The sequence below is a fragment of the Sphingobium sufflavum genome (assembly GCF_021403115.1).
In the GTDB taxonomy this organism is placed as follows: domain Bacteria; phylum Pseudomonadota; class Alphaproteobacteria; order Sphingomonadales; family Sphingomonadaceae; genus Sphingobium; species Sphingobium sufflavum.
Genome location: NZ_JAJSSH010000006.1, coordinates 161180 through 175797 on the forward strand (window position 1 = coordinate 161180; position 14618 = coordinate 175797).

General features: G+C 63.4%; 11 protein-coding genes and 1 tRNA gene. 5 read left to right on the forward strand and 7 right to left on the reverse strand.

Annotated elements, in window-relative coordinates; all coding sequences use genetic code 11:
- Window positions 1-259: 259 nt before the first annotated feature.
- On the forward strand, window positions 260-3670 hold the full coding sequence (locus tag LWE61_RS11000; protein WP_234150106.1) for a glycosyl hydrolase: 3411 nt from the start codon (window positions 260-262) through the stop codon (window positions 3668-3670).
- A gap of 86 nt (window positions 3671-3756) precedes the next feature.
- Window positions 3757-5133 (forward strand): glycoside hydrolase family 1 protein, encoded by a 1377-nt coding sequence (locus LWE61_RS11005; RefSeq protein WP_234150107.1) that lies wholly within the window; start codon window positions 3757-3759, stop codon window positions 5131-5133.
- A gap of 162 nt (window positions 5134-5295) precedes the next feature.
- Here the strand turns inward: LWE61_RS11005 and LWE61_RS11010 are convergent, their stop codons facing one another.
- Window positions 5296-7230, reverse strand: a complete 1935-nt coding sequence (locus LWE61_RS11010; RefSeq protein ID WP_234150108.1) for a TonB-dependent receptor — start codon at window positions 7228-7230, stop codon at window positions 5296-5298.
- 191 nt (window positions 7231-7421) lie between these two features.
- Between LWE61_RS11010 and LWE61_RS11015 the strand changes: the two genes are divergently transcribed.
- The 3 genes from LWE61_RS11015 (at window position 7422) to LWE61_RS11025 (ending at window position 9507) form a co-directional block, all read left to right on the forward strand.
- Window positions 7422-7931, forward strand: coding sequence for a hypothetical protein (locus LWE61_RS11015; protein ID WP_234150109.1), 510 nt, complete (start codon window positions 7422-7424; stop codon window positions 7929-7931).
- A gap of 210 nt (window positions 7932-8141) precedes the next feature.
- The gene (locus LWE61_RS11020) at window positions 8142-8549 is read left to right on the forward strand and encodes a hypothetical protein (protein ID WP_234150110.1); all 408 of its coding nucleotides are present in this window, start codon (window positions 8142-8144) and stop codon (window positions 8547-8549) included.
- 334 nt (window positions 8550-8883) lie between these two features.
- On the forward strand, window positions 8884-9507 hold the full coding sequence (locus LWE61_RS11025; protein ID WP_234150111.1) for a recombinase family protein: 624 nt from the start codon (window positions 8884-8886) through the stop codon (window positions 9505-9507).
- Window positions 9508-9599: 92 nt separating this feature from the next.
- On the opposite strand, the gene LWE61_RS11030 is transcribed toward LWE61_RS11025, so the two are convergent.
- The 6 genes from LWE61_RS11030 to LWE61_RS11055 form a co-directional block, all read right to left on the reverse strand.
- A complete protein-coding gene (locus LWE61_RS11030; RefSeq protein ID WP_234150112.1) occupies window positions 9600-10007 on the reverse strand; it encodes a hypothetical protein in 408 nt (135 codons plus the stop codon).
- A gap of 1302 nt (window positions 10008-11309) precedes the next feature.
- Window positions 11310-11666, reverse strand: a complete 357-nt coding sequence (locus tag LWE61_RS11035; RefSeq protein ID WP_234150113.1) for a hypothetical protein — start codon at window positions 11664-11666, stop codon at window positions 11310-11312.
- On the reverse strand, window positions 11663-12223 hold the full coding sequence (locus LWE61_RS11040; protein WP_326490633.1) for a DUF6538 domain-containing protein: 561 nt from the start codon (window positions 12221-12223) through the stop codon (window positions 11663-11665). Before LWE61_RS11040 ends, LWE61_RS11035 begins: the two co-directional genes overlap by 4 nt.
- A gap of 78 nt (window positions 12224-12301) precedes the next feature.
- Window positions 12302-12377 (reverse strand) — tRNA-Thr (locus LWE61_RS11045).
- Window positions 12378-12398: 21 nt separating this feature from the next.
- A complete protein-coding gene (locus LWE61_RS11050) occupies window positions 12399-13271 on the reverse strand; it encodes a hypothetical protein (protein WP_234150115.1) in 873 nt (290 codons plus the stop codon).
- Window positions 13268-14587, reverse strand: coding sequence for a replication-associated recombination protein A (locus LWE61_RS11055; RefSeq protein WP_234150116.1), 1320 nt, complete (start codon window positions 14585-14587; stop codon window positions 13268-13270). The genes LWE61_RS11050 and LWE61_RS11055 overlap by 4 nt, the downstream gene beginning before the upstream one ends.
- Between the last annotated feature and the right edge of the window lie 31 nt (window positions 14588-14618).

Below are 14618 nucleotides of genomic sequence, written 5' to 3' on the forward strand. Positions count from 1 at the left end.
AACCCCCGTATGGGGGTTGGTCGCCATCGTCCTTTGCGTTAGGCTGAAGACGCGGTGGTCTCATTCGCCCGACGCCGCATCAAAACCATCCGCCGGGGCATTGCGGATCGTCCCTCTGCCCTCTAGGGTTCTCTCATATTGGTCTGTCCAAAAACCCGGAAATTGGTCGCCAAACGCGACAGGCTCATGGTAGGACACCGCCCACAGGCTCCGCGCCAGGGGTGGGCGCCCTTCAAACCAGCCCTGGGAGGGGTGCCGCATGACTGCCGAAGACGGGTTCGCCACATTGCCCAACACCGCCCGGCAGGGCCGACGGCATCCTCGCCTTTCCCGGCTGGCGCGTCTGCTGTGGACCACCGGCCTGATGACGCTGCCGCTCTCGGCAACGGCCAACCCCACGCTGGGCGAACAGTTCCGCAACCCGCCGCAGAGCGCCCGTCCGCGGGTCTGGTGGCACTGGCTCAACGGCAATATCACGAGGGACGGGATCACCAAGGATCTGGCGTGGATGAAGCGCACCGGCATCGGCGGCGTGCAGACCTTCGACATTAATTTCAGCACGCCGACCGTCGTGAAGGACCGCCTGCTCTACATGACGCCACCCTGGAAGGAGGCGTTCCGCTTCGCCGCGCAGGAGGCCGACCGGCTGGGGCTGGAAATGACCATCGCCGCGTCGCCGGGATGGTCCGAAACGGGCGGGCCATGGGTCAGGCCCACCGACGGCATGAAGAAGCTGGTGTGGAGCAGCACCGATGTGTCGGCCGCCCACCACTTCGACGGCAGGCTGGCCGCGCCTCCCGCCATAACAGGCCCCTATCAGGATTTGCCGCTCGTCCCCGAACCGGGCGCAAAGGCGGAGGCCCCGCCCCACTATTATGCCGATGTCGCCGTCCTTGCCTATCCGGTCGCGACGGCGCGCGCCCTGCCCGTGCCGCGCATCACGGCCACGGACGGGACGGCGCTGGACGCCGGCACGCTGACGGATGGCCAGTTCACGGCAGCCATCACCCTGCCGAAAGGCGCGGAGCCGACCGTGCTGATATCCTATGACAAGCCGCAGACGGTGCGCGCCCTGACCCTGTTCGGCAATGGCAACAGCGACCTGTTCAACGGCGCATCGGTCACGGCGACGCTGGAAGCCCGCAACGGCGGCGCTGACTGGCGACCGATCGCGACGTTCCTGCCCAGCCTTGTGCCCACCACGGTCAGCTTTGCGCCCGTCACGGCGCGCGACTATCGCCTGCGCCTCACCCCGCGCACCAACCAGTCGCCCATCGACCGGGCGTCGGCGCCGGGCTATGCCGGGGTCAATTACGCCGCGCTCCTCGGAAATCGTCCCACCCAGTTCGCCGAACTGCGCCTGCTGGGCGAGGCGCGGGTCAACCAGTTCGAGGAGAAGGCCGGCTTTGCCGTCGCGCGGGATTATGATGCGCTGGATGGCTCGGCTGGGCTGACCGACGCGGGAGTCATGCCATCCAAGGTGATCGACCTGACCGGCAGGCTGCGCGCCGACGGAACGCTGGACTGGAAAGTGCCGAGCGGCACCTGGCGGATCGTCCGGTTCGGCTATTCCCTGATCGGCAAGACCAATCATCCCGCGCCACAAGAAGCCACCGGCCTGGAAGTCGACAAGATGGATGGCGCGGCGGTGCGCGCCTATATGACCCATTATCTGGCCACCTATCGCGACACGGTGGGACCGGAATTGCTGGGCGCGCGCGGGATCAACGCGGTCCTGACCGACAGCACGGAGGTCGGATCGTTCAACTGGACGCCCAAGATGATGGAGCAGTTCCACAGGCTGCGCGGATATGACCCCCTGCCCTGGCTGCCTGCCCTGACCGGCGAGATCATCGGGTCGCGGGACCAGAGCGACCGGTTCCTCTACGACTTTCGCCGCACGGTCGCGGACCTCCACGCCAGCGAACATTATGGCACGGTCGCGGCGGTCGCGCATGAAAATGGCCTGAAAGTCTATGGCGAGGCGTTGGAGGGCTGGCGGGTGTCGCTGGGCGACGACATGGACATGCGCCGCCATACCGATGTGCCCATGGCCGCGATGTGGACCTTTCCGCGCGAAACGGGGCCGCGCCCGCTGCTGATCGCGGACCTGCGCACCGCCGCCGCGACCGCGCACCTGCTGGGCAAGCCCTTTGTCGCGGCGGAATCCATGACATCCAGCCGCTATCCCTGGGCGCACGGCCCCGCCGACCTGCGGCGGATCGTCGATACCGAATTCGTGCATGGCGTGAACCGGATCGTCATCCACACCTCCCCCCACCAGCCGGTCGACGACAAGCAGCCCGGCCTGTCGCTGCGCCACATCGGCCAGTTCTTCACCCGGCATGAAAGCTGGGCGGACATGGCCGCGCCGTGGATTGACTATATCGCGCGCAGCAGCCTGATGCTGCAACAGGGGCGCAATGTCGCGGATGTCGCCTATTTCCTGGGCGAGGAAGCCCCCGCCGGGGCGCAGGCGATGGACGGCTATTTCCCCGATGTGCCGGTGCACAATGGCTATGACCTCATCAATGCCAGCGCCGTCACCGACCTGCTCCGCGTGGACAAGGGCGACCTGATTTCATCCGGCGGCGCGCGTTACCGCCTGTTGTACCTGTCCGGCACCAGCGCCCGCATGACCCTGCCCGTCCTGACGAAGATCGCGCAACTGGCCGAACAGGGCGCGACCATCGTCGGCAACGCCCCGTCATCCTCGCCCAGCCTCGCCGACGATCCGAAGCTGTTCGATGCGCTGGTGCGGCGTCTGTGGAGCGGGCAGCCGGTGACGCAGATTGGCACGGGCCGGGTGATCGCGGGCAAGGATCTGCCCTCCGCGCTGCGCCAGATCGGCGTCGCGCCGGATTTCGTCGCGACTGCCGCTGCGGGCGCGGACGGGTCCAGCGCCGCCGCCGTCGATTTCGTGCATCGCGGCCTCGACGATGGCGACATCTATTTCCTGCGGAATCCCGCTTCCTCCCCGACCTCTGTGGAAGCGCGCTTCCGGGTCAGTGGCAGGGTGCCCGAACTGTGGAAAGCGGACACGGGGGAAAGCCGCCCGCTCAGCTACCGCATCGAAGGGGGACAGACCATCGTCCCGATCAACTTCGACGCGGAAGACTCCGCTTTCGTCGTGTTTCGGACGAAGGCGGAGAAGCCGTCCCATGTCGTGCCTGAGAGACACCTCGCCCCCGCCGCGTCTCTGGACGGGCCATGGACAGTCGCGTTCCAGCCGGGGCGCGGCGCACCGGCGACGCTGACCCTGCCTGCGCTCGCCCCGCTCAACGACAATGTACTGCCGGGCGTGCGCTATTTCTCCGGCGTCGCGACCTACCGGACCAGCTTTGCCGCGCCCAAGCGGAAAGCCGCGGGCAGTTCCCTGATCCTCGATCTCGGCCAGGTGGGCGATCTGGCGGAGGTGTCGATCAACGGCCACCCGGTCGGCACGGTCTGGCATGCGCCCTATCGCATCGACATCGGCGGCCATGTGAAACCGGGCACGAACAAGGTGGAGGTCCGGGTCGCGAACCTGTGGGTCAACCGCCTGATCGGGGACGCCCACCCCGGCGCGGACAAGATCGGCTGGACCGCCGGCCCCATGTACAGGGCGGATGCGCCGCTCAGACCCTCCGGCCTGATCGGGCCTGTCCGCCTGATGCAGGACGCAAAGTAGCGAAATCGGCCCCACCCCAGCAAGCGCGTGACCGTCATGCGCTCGCCAGAACCCCCTCCCCCATTGCGATTCAGGAGAAAGAACGAATGTCTGTAGAAACCCCCAGCCTCAACCGCCGGACCCTCCTGACCGGGGCCGCGACCGCCGCCGCCGGGGCCGCCACCGCCATCGGCATGGCCAGTCCGCTGGCCGCTGCCGCGACAGCGGCCTCCGCCCGCCGCTTTCCCAAGGGCTTCCTGTGGGGCGCATCCACGGCGGGCCACCAGATTGAGGGCAACAACGTCAATTCCGACCTGTGGCTGATGGAGAATATACAGCCCGCCACCTTCAAGGAGCGGTCGGGCGACGCATGCGACAGCTATCATCGCATGGACGAGGACATCGCCCTGCTCAAGGCGATGGGCCTCAACGCCTATCGCTTCTCCATCGAATGGGCGCGGATAGAGCCGTCGCGCGGCCATTTCTCGCAGGCCGAACTGGACCATTACAAGCGTTTCATCGCCGCGCTGCGCAGGGCGGGGATCGCGCCGGTCGTGACCTTCTACCATGTCTCCGCACCGCGCTGGTTCGCGGAGGCCGGGGGCTGGCTGAACCCGGAATCGCCCGACCTGTTCGCCCGTTATTGCGACAGGGCCGCGCGGGAACTGGCGGCGGGCATGGCCTATGCCTGCACCATCAATGAACCGCAGGTGGGCCTGACCTATCGCTCGTTCGCGCAGAGCGGCGACTACTTCAAGAAGGGCGACGAGTTGCAGGAGCGCGCCCATGCCGCCGCGGCCAAGGCGACCAATGTCGAACGCTTCGTGACCATGAACCATCCCGCGATCAAGGAGATGACGCCGCAACTGATGCAGGCGCATGAGAAGGGCTATGCCGCGATCAAGGCGGTGCGGCCCGACCTGCCGGTCGGCGTCACGCTGAACCTCGTCGATTTCCAGCCGGGCAACGAGGGCAGCAAATATAAGGAATTGCGCGAGGTAGCCTATGGTCCCTGGCTGGCCTGCGCCAAGCGGGCGGGCGACTTCATCGGCGTGCAGACTTATCGCCAGATCCGTATTCCGGGCAGCGGCGCGCCCCTGCCGCCCCCGCCCGAAGTGCCCTATGTCGACCAGAAGGATATGGTGGAGACGATCAAGCAGCCGACCGCGCTGCGCAACACCGTCGAATATGTCCATGAACAGACCGGCAAGCCGATCTTCGTCACCGAAAATGGCATCGAGACGCCCGACGACCGCCGCCGCGTCTGGCACATCCCCGCCACACTGAAACATCTGCACGAGGCGATCGACAAGGGCGTGCCGGTGATCGGCTATATGCACTGGTCGCTGATCGACAATTTCGAGTGGCTGGCGGGGTTCGAGATGCAGTTCGGCCTCTCGACGCTAGACCACAAGACGTTCAAGCGGACCTTGAAGCCCAGCGCATCGGTCCTCGGCCGCATCGCCCGCGCGAACGCGGTCTAGGGGGTATCGGGGATGGTGGGGACGCGGCGTTCCGTCCCCACCGGAGCCGGGTTTTAGCGGCCGGTTGACGCGCCGATCTTAAAGACAAAGCCCCGCCGGAGAATATCCGGCGGGGCTTTTTGCGACATGAAAGCGTCGCGGTTTTTCCTGAGACAGGAAGCGTCAGAACTTGCCCGTCAGGCTGAACACGGCCGAGCGCGCCGGTCCGGGGACAGCCCAGCTCTCACCGGCCGAAGTGCGAACCGTCGTCACATATTTTTCGTTGAACAGGTTCTGCACGTTGATCTGCGCGGTAAAGCGGTCGTTGATCGGATAGGACGCCATCAGGCGCTGCGTGATGTAGCTCGGCGCCTTATAGACCGGAGCCGGCGTCAGGGGAGCCGCGACCAGCGTATATTGGCTGATCTGGAAGCTGCCCTGATAGCTGAGACCATAACCGACCTGCAGGCCGAACGGCAGGCGATAGGTGGTGAACACGCTGCCCGAATGTTCCGCCGCATTGACGTTGCGCGCGCCGGCCAGAAGATCGGGGATCAGGCCCAACTGGATGTTCGCTTCGCGGGTCGTGTCGCTGACGCTCTGGATCGTATAGGCGTCCAGATACATATAGTTGGCGGTCAGCGTCCAGGCGTCGGTGATGTTGCCCGATGCGCCGAACGAAACACCCTGCGAACGCTGCTTGCCTTCCGACACCTGATCCGGGCGGGTCGGATCGGCCGCCGGGCTGACGTTATAGTTGCGGTCGTTGCGGAACAGCGCGGCGCTGACCAGCATGCGCTTGTTGAACAGCTCCGCCTTGACGCCGATCTCGTAATTCTTCGTGACCTGCGGCGTCGAGGTGCAGGTGCCGATCACCGCCGCGACGTTCGGGGTCACCGTCGTGTTCGCCGGGACGGACTGGGTGCAGCTGTCGCTGATCGACGACTGCGACGGCAGCTTGGAATTGCCATGCGCGACGTAGAGGCTCATATTCTCCGTCGGCTTTACCACGATGCCGATGCGATAGGAGAACAGGTCGCTCGTGATGCGGTTGGGGTTGTTCGCCGCGTTCGCGGTTGCCGTCGTCACCTGCCCCAGAGGCGCCGCCACCGTGTTGCTGGTGTTGAAGCTGAACGTGAAATTCTGACCCTCGACATGATCGTAGCGGACGCCGCCGTTGATCTGCAACCAGTCGGTGATCTTCGCCGTGTCGAAGAAATAGGCCGAATAGGCGTTCTGACGGCCATTGGCCTGCGAGGCCCGGACAAGGTTGACGGGGCCAGTGTAGACATTGGTAACGACGATATAGCCAGCGACCGGCACCACCGTATCCGGGGTGGCGAAGTTGACGATCGGCAGCGCGGCGGCGGCGGTCGACGTACCATCCGCATTGCGCAGCAGGTTGCCCTGGTCCTGACGATATTTCTGCCACAGGGCCGATGCGCCCAGAACGAAGCTATGCTCGATCCCGCCGGTCTTCAGCGTGCCGATGATGTCGAACTGCTCATAGGCCGTCTCGTTGCGGATGAAACGCTGCACGCCGCGGCTGCCGGTCGGCTGATAATAGCCGACGGGGATCGCTGCCGCCGCGCCGGACACCGTGCTGGTGGTCGTGTTGCAGGACGTGACGGGATTGGGGATCGCCGCGGTCGGAACGGTGGCCGGGTTGTAGCCACCCGCCGTGCCGTTATCCAGACAGAAGGAACCACCAATGTTGCTGGTGATCGTGTCCTGGCTGATATTCTCGTAACGCACCAGATTGCGGATGCGCAACGTGTCGCTGAACTCATGGCTGAAAATGCCCTGAACCGAGTTGGTCTCGCTGTTCTGCTTGTCGAGATTTGCCGTGCCATAATAGGCGCGCAAGTTCTGCCCAGCGAGGAAACCGCCATAGCGCGGGAACCAGCGCGCGCCATATTGCGGAATCGAATGGTCGGTCAGATGGTCAAACTGGACCGTCAGGTTCGTCGGGCTGTCGATGCCGATGGTGATCGACGGCGACACGCCCCAGCGGTCGTAGAATTCACGGTCGCGGCGCGGCACGTCGTTCTGGTGATAGACGGCGTTCAGGCGGACAGCGATCAGGTCGTTCAGGCGGCGGTTGGCGTCGACCGTCACACGGTAATAATTGTCGGTGCCGATATGCCATCGGCCTGTTTCTGGTGATCGGGCTTATTATCGCAATGCCGGTGGCGCTCGCCGTCATCTTAGGAGCGGCGCTTATAGCCGTTGCGATCATCGGGAGCCGATAGCGCCGCAGGCGAGCGCGGGAACTTGCAGGGCTGCGCTTTGCCGCCCATATTTGTCTGATGGAAACCCCCCGCCGATACGTTGTTGACATCGCAAATTTGCAAACATGGTTCCCAACCCATCGGCATACCGCTGAGTTTTGGGAAGTGCTGGGCCGCGCTGTTGGTACATTCGGGTTTCTAGAAGAGACTTTGGGCAAAGCTATCTTTTCGTTCACTGCGACACGGTCCTATTCGGAAGAGGAAATCGGAACGGCCTACGAGAAGTGGCTTCCAACACTAGAGCGCGCACTCTCGGATCAGCTCGGCAGTCTGATCGATGCATACGCGAAGGCTGTGCGCGACCATGAGGCATCCACTTTGGAAAAAGGCCTCAACGGGGCGATAAGTCCGCTCTCCGGTCTGAGGGTCCGTTACGATCTCGAAGGAGTTGTCAGGGCCGCCATCCACTTTGGCGCGGGCGTCATCAGCAAGTCCAAGCGCGGTCAATATGTCGTCCTGGGCAAACCAGACGGCGCCGTTGTCGATCACGTAATGGACGGGATGGCCGTTGAACCGGAGATATTCTGACGGCTCTTCGGGGGCCGGTTGGTTGGTCATGAAATTTCATTCTGTTGGTGTTGAAGGTAGCCCGTCCTCGTCAGGGCAGGCTGGTGGACCTTGGGTTCCCGGAGATGGGACCCGTTCAGGATTTTTGCGGGCCGGGGGTCGGCTGAAAGGGGGCGGGGGTACGCAAAGCCCTTGACGACGCCAAAGGGGACCCGCGAAAAGATTGGGGCAATGGTTGTATTTGATCCGCGTTGGGAAGGGGCGTCGATCCCCGACGAGCACTGGCACTTCCACAGGCAGCTTTTGGCACGTTACGGAATCGTAATGGCGCCGGGTGAGTTTAGTGGATTGTTACACGCGATCAGGACCAAAGAGGCCCTCCTGGTGAAACGCCAACCGCGCCGCCGTGCGATCTATGCCTACAGGTTGCCTACAGCAAAGAAGATCATCTACGTCTTGGCGAGCAAGGACGTGCCGTACACAGCATGGCCGCCATCCGGCAAAATGAATGCCTTAAGAAAACTGGCTAGGGACCGGAGATTTTCTGGAGAGTGTCGATCAATAACAGAGTCCGAGTCTAGAAATATCGCATCGAGCGAAGCCGCCGATTTTGATTTCACTTTAATCAAAGCGCCGTAGGGAACCAGAAAGCGCCCGGAGGGGACCCGTAAACAATCGACATAACCTTGCGCAGGAACGCGACGGCTGCGGCTGGCGTCGATGGCGTGACGGGCTGTCCCGCTGTACCTTTCCGGCCGCGCTATGGCGGTCGGCAGCGATAGGGCACATTGGAGCGGTCGGCATTTCAGGCGCGTGTCGTCCACATTGGACATTGCCCTTCACCTGACTCGAAACTTGTAGGTTGTGAGGCAGGGTGGAAAGCCATGCCCAATCTGCCTCAAAAGATATGTTGACGAGTTGTGATGCAGGCCTCATAAGTGCGCCATATCTTCTGAGACACCGGAGCTACCTCATGAGCCGCATCTCCTATTACCGTGTGTCCACTGGCGACCAGAGCGTGGAAGCGCAGCGGCAGGCGCTTGGCGGTAACTTCGACAGGGAATTTGAGGACGTGGGCGTTAGCGGTGCCGTGAAGGCTGAGGACCGGCCCGGCTTCTCCCAGCTTCTCCGCTACGTCCGTGAAGGCGATACCATCCACGTCTATTCCATCGACCGTCTTGGCCGCGATGCGCTGGACGTGCAGGCCATGGTCCGTCGCTTACTGGACGAAGGCGTGACGCTGGACGTTCGGGGACTTGGGGTCATCGGACGGGGCGTAGGGGAACTGATCGTCGCCGTCCTAGCCCAGATGGCGGACATGGAGCGCCATCGCATCCGTGAACGGTGCGAGAGTGGACGGGCGGCGGCGCGTGTAGCCCTTGCGGAGACTGGACGCACCCATAAGGGCAAGGTGAGCATGGGTAGACCGACTGGAAGGCGAGCTGGCAAGGAGGATGTAACGCCTGCCCAGGTGGTCGCATGGCGCCGTGAGAACTCAGCGAGCATTAAGCAGACGGCGGAACACTTCGGGGTCGGTAAGGCGACTGTGACGCGGTACTGTGCCGCTGCACTGACAGATAACGCCCAAGCGGCGTAACGCCTTGGTATCTGGGCGATGATCCCCCATCGCGGGCACTTCTCGCTGCTTCTACCGGAGAGGGATCATTGACTTGGATCACATCGTTGAAATCAGGGATGAAGAAAGCGATAGGTGCGCCGCTCTGCAATCGGCTGGCCCCAAAGCGTCATCTGAGAGACAATGTTGACTGCCTTCGATGAGAACGTCCCTTCTGATTTCAGGCCGAGATTATGAATATCGCCGTCTGGGGCATCGCAAATCTGACTGAAAGAAAATGCTCCCTGAGTGATCGTTATCCGTCGTTCTCGACAAGCCCCACGTTGCCTCCCGGCAAAGGCATTTTCGAACGTCTCCCGACTTGCAGCTTCCAAGCGGATTTTGGACCGGGTGACGCCCTTGGAAGTCTGCACAGTCATCTCGTACATGCCCCGTTCTGGAAACCCATCAGCAGCGCATGCGTGCTGTGCGCTTAGGCTTGCGAGAACGATAACTCCCATGCCGTAGACAAAACGTTTCAACTTCATACTCCTGCATAGGAAAGTCATAGTGGCCCACTCACGTTAATTGTCCGTGTTTCAAATAAGTTAACTCGGGACCCACCTTCTCTTCTGGAAGGCATTTGGCTTCCGGGAGCTTGCCGACAGTATGGCCATGACCTATTTTATAGCTGATATGCGGCTACAATGGCCGTACAGCCCCGTCAGGACTCATCGCCGCATGCAGGCTACTCGGCATAGGCTGGAAGGGCGATAGGGTCCTGACGATCCTGTGGCAGGCGCTGAGGGGCCGGAACGCTCATAGCGGCCTTGGAGGGGCGCGGTAGCCTCTACCCACCAGAGAAATAATCGGGCATCTAGCGGCGCTTCTGCCCCAATGATACTTTATCACATGCAATAAGTTGCAAACAGAAACTTATAATGCACAGGAGGATCGGAGCACGATAGCCGGTAGGTTATGGCAGGCGCCTCGCCTATGCCAGCGAGGGAGAAGACGGACCCAAGCGCCAATCCATCACGCCCATTCAAAGCCCCTTACCGTCACCTTCACGCCCCTATCGTCCGCCCAGCGCCTAAAAGGCTCCCGGCGCAACACCTTCGCCAGCCCCTCGCCTGTCTTGATGCCCACAGAGGCCCGCACAGCGCCTTTCGACACTTGCCGGACTCCAGGCACCGACAAGGCTGTCTCAATGGCCTGGGCGACTCTCAGCGGGCTTCCTCGCAAGGTATCGCCTGCCGGGTGCCAATCATCAATCACGGCACCGGGAAAGGTGTCAGCCAGCAATTCCGAAGCGTGCGGCAGCTTCCCAACAAGCCAGACTTCGCAGTCCCCACAGACACCATTAGCCCCGTTCCGACCCTGCCAGATGCGTCAAGGATCAGGGCGGGCGCGAAGTCGGCGGGTAGGGACATTATGCACCCTGCGAGGCAAAGGCCCTTGCTCCCGTCCTTGACCAGCACAGCATCCTTGCCCGCCAAACCACGAACGGCGGCCCAGCGTTCGGCGCGGATAGCTCCATAATGCCCGTAGAGTCCCGCGTAGGCCTGTTCAGCGCACGGGGGCACCTTGACTACCTCTCCGGCCCTGTCGTCGCTGAGGGAGTCTGCAATCGACTCCAGCGAGGTTGCGGCTGTCGGATTGATCGGGCGGAGTTCCTCCAGCGGAGAGACGATGGTGTCCTTTCGGATCACGACCGGGCTAGACGGCATGAACGCCTCGTCCCAGACGCGGAAGGCTCGGGGCTTTCCGCGATAATGGAGGCTGGCGACCTCAGCGAATGTGCGGTCGTCGCACAGCCTTGGTTCTAACAATGCGCGTGTCGATCAGCGGGCCGTTGCCTGCGCATTGACGTAGGACAACATTGTGTCCTTCAATTCGACTATAGCGTTGTTGAACGTCTCGTCAGCGATAGTATCGACTGCCTGTTGCCCGTAATGCTCTACCCCCTGAGCCTGCAAAACATGCTCGGCGACTGGCTCCAGCGCCTTGCGAAAATCACGGGCGATAGGATCACAAATCGTTAGCGCCGCATCGAACGCCTGATCTGCCGCGAGTCCGGACTTCTGGGAGGCAGCAGCATATTTCGCGATGCACCCTATCAAGATCGACCGCGTGCCATCGGAGCGCATAGTGGCCACGTCCTTCGTCATGAGAAGAGAAGCAAGAAGGATGGAAATCATACGGTGGGCGTGCCCTGCTGTCTCAGCGCGGCTAGTTCTGCCTGCAACGCGACTACGCGCTCGGCAGCCAAAGCCGCCTGTTCTTCGGCATCGCGGACAGCACGGACCCTGACGGCCTCTTGCGGCTCCATCTGCGCTGTCCTTCCTGTGCGGATGACGTGGCGCAAATGCCGGGCCTCAGCCTCCTGTGCGGCTATGCGGGCTTCCCGCTCATCCTCCGCATGGCGTAGCTGGGCGTCGACCTCATCGACCAATGCCTGATGGTCACGATCATGTGCCTCCCGCCCCCGCGTCTGCTCTGCTATACGCCGCTCAAGCGCAATTTGGGTCGAGTCTTTGGGCTGTGCCGCTTTCAAAGCATGCTCGGCCTGCAGCAACAGCCCGTCAGTGCGGACAGTTTCAATCGCTACCAGTCTCTTTGCCGCGTCTCGGTCTTTCACCTTGAGCGAAAACATCCACTCTCGCTGGCCGATGATAGGGCGGAGATGCTCGGGGATCGGTCTGCGGAAATAGTAGACGCCATTGCGATGCGGGGTCAGAAATCGGCAAATTACCAAGGCTTCCTCATGCTACGATTGTAGCACACGACCGTAGAAAACCCATATTTATCAACGTTTTCATAGCTTTGCTACGAATGGTGCCGGCTACAGGATTCGAACCCGTGGCCCCCTGATTACAAATCAGGTGCTCTACCAACTGAGCTAAGCCGGCGCTCCATTGCCGCCCTTTGCCTCAAACCACGCCGAAGGTCCAGCCTTCGGTGCGCGCGATTAGGTCGGTGAGGGCATCGGGCGACCACAGGGCGACGTCCCCCGCCCGATGACGCAGCCAGGCCGCGGTCAGGATCGCGTCGGTGGCATGGTCGGCATAGCGGGCGAGCGGGCTGTGGGGCCGGGAGCCGAACGCCGCCAGCGCCGCGTCCAGCGGCGCGCCATCACGGATCTTGCTGCGCCCCTTGGGCCGTCCGGCAGCGCGCGCGGCGAGGCTGGTGTAGATTTCGACGATCCGCGATCCACCGGCCGGAGGCCCCCGCCCGTCGAACGGCCACACCGGCACCCTGCCGCGCAGATGGTGCAGCATCCGCATCCCCGCAAAGCTAGCCTTGGCCACCTGCGCCGCGCCGATGGCGTCATAAACGGTCGAGGGCTTGCCCCCACCCCGCGCATTATAGAGCGCCTCGCATCGACGCAGGTGCATATAGCCGGCTTTCACCCCATCCGCCGCGCCGAAATAGAAATGACGGCGGTGATGCTGTTCGAGGAAGCTGGCCGCGCACAGGTCCGGCTCCTTCGTGCACAGGCGATCAACATAGGCCCAGAAGGCAGGCGCGCTGTCCGGAACGCCCGCCTCACCGGGGAGATAGGCCCCGCGTTCCACCAGCGGCGGGGCGAAACTGAAATCGAAACCGAGGAGCGTGGGTTCTTTCGCCGCCTGCCCCGCCAGCCAATCGGCGACGCCCTGACGCGACCATATCGTTCCCCCATCGGGCAAAATCAGGGTCGGCGCCGCCTCCCCCGTGCGGCAGAGAGCGACCGCGATCCCCGCGTGCCGCACGCCCTTCGCGCCCGACCAGTCGATGGCCGCGAAAGCCGTGAAAGGCGTCATCCGCCCCGCTCGCGCCGCATCTGGTCCCACCAGGCCATGCGTTCGGACACGCGCTTCTCATGGCCACGCTCGGTCGGCTGGTAGAAGGTCTGTGGGACCATCTCCTCCGGCCAGTAGTTCGCGCCGGAAAAGCCGTCCTGCGCATCATGGTCATAGGCATAGTTCGCGCCATAGCCGATCGCCTTCATCAGCTTCGTCGGCGCGTTCAATATGTTGGCGGGCGGCATTAGCGATCCCGTCTCCTTCGCGCTGCGCCACGCCGCCTTCATCGCGACATAGGCGGCATTGCTCTTGGGCGCGGTGGCGCAATAGAGGCAGGCCTGCACGATGGGCAGTTCTCCTTCCGGCGAGCCAAGAAAATCATAGGCTTCCTTGGCCGCCAGGCATTGCACCAGCGCCTGCGGATCGGCGAGGCCGATGTCCTCCGCCGCGAAGCGAACGAGGCGGCGCAGCACATAGAGCGGCTCTTCCCCCGCCACCAGCATCCGCGCCATATAGTAGAGCGCAGCCTGCGGATCGGAGCCGCGCAGCGCCTTGTGCAGGGCGGAGATGAGGTTGTAATGCCCCTCCCGATCCTTGTCATAGACGGCCATGCGGCGGTGAAGCAGCGCGGCGAGGCCCGCCGGGTCCAGCGGTTCCGGCAGGTCGATGGCATAGAGCGTCTCGATCTGGTTGAGCAGGAAGCGCCCGTCCCCGTCCGCGCTGGCGATCAGGGCGGCCCGCGCATCGGCGTTCATCGGCGCGGGGCGGCCGGTCAGTTCCTCCGCACGGCCGATCAGCCGGTCCAGCGCCGCCTCGTCCAGCCGCCGCAGGATCAGCACCTGCGTGCGCGAGAGCAGCGCGGAGTTTAGCTCGAAGCTCGGATTCTCCGTCGTTGCGCCAACCAGCGTGACCGTGCCATCCTCGACATAGGGCAGGAAACCATCCTGCTGCGCCCGGTTGAAGCGGTGGATCTCGTCCACGAACAACAGGGTGCGCTGGCCCAGTTTCGCATGTTCGCGCGCGGCGGCGAATACTTTCTTGAGGTCCGCCACGCCGGAGAAGACGGCGGAGATCGGTTCGAAGCACAGGCCGACGGCGGCGGCAAGCAGGCGCGCGATGCTGGTCTTGCCCGTGCCCGGTGGTCCCCACAGGATCATGGAGGACAGGCGTCCCGCCGCGACCATCCGCCCGATGGCCCCGTCCGGGCCGGTCAGATGCTCCTGCCCCACCACATCGTCGAGGGTCTGTGGGCGCAACCGGTCGGCCAGCGGCGCATCGCGGGGCGGCGGGGGTGCCTTGCTATCGGAAGGGGCAGTGCCGAACAGATCGTCCATCGCCCCGATTTGGGCGTGGCGAGGCCGGAAG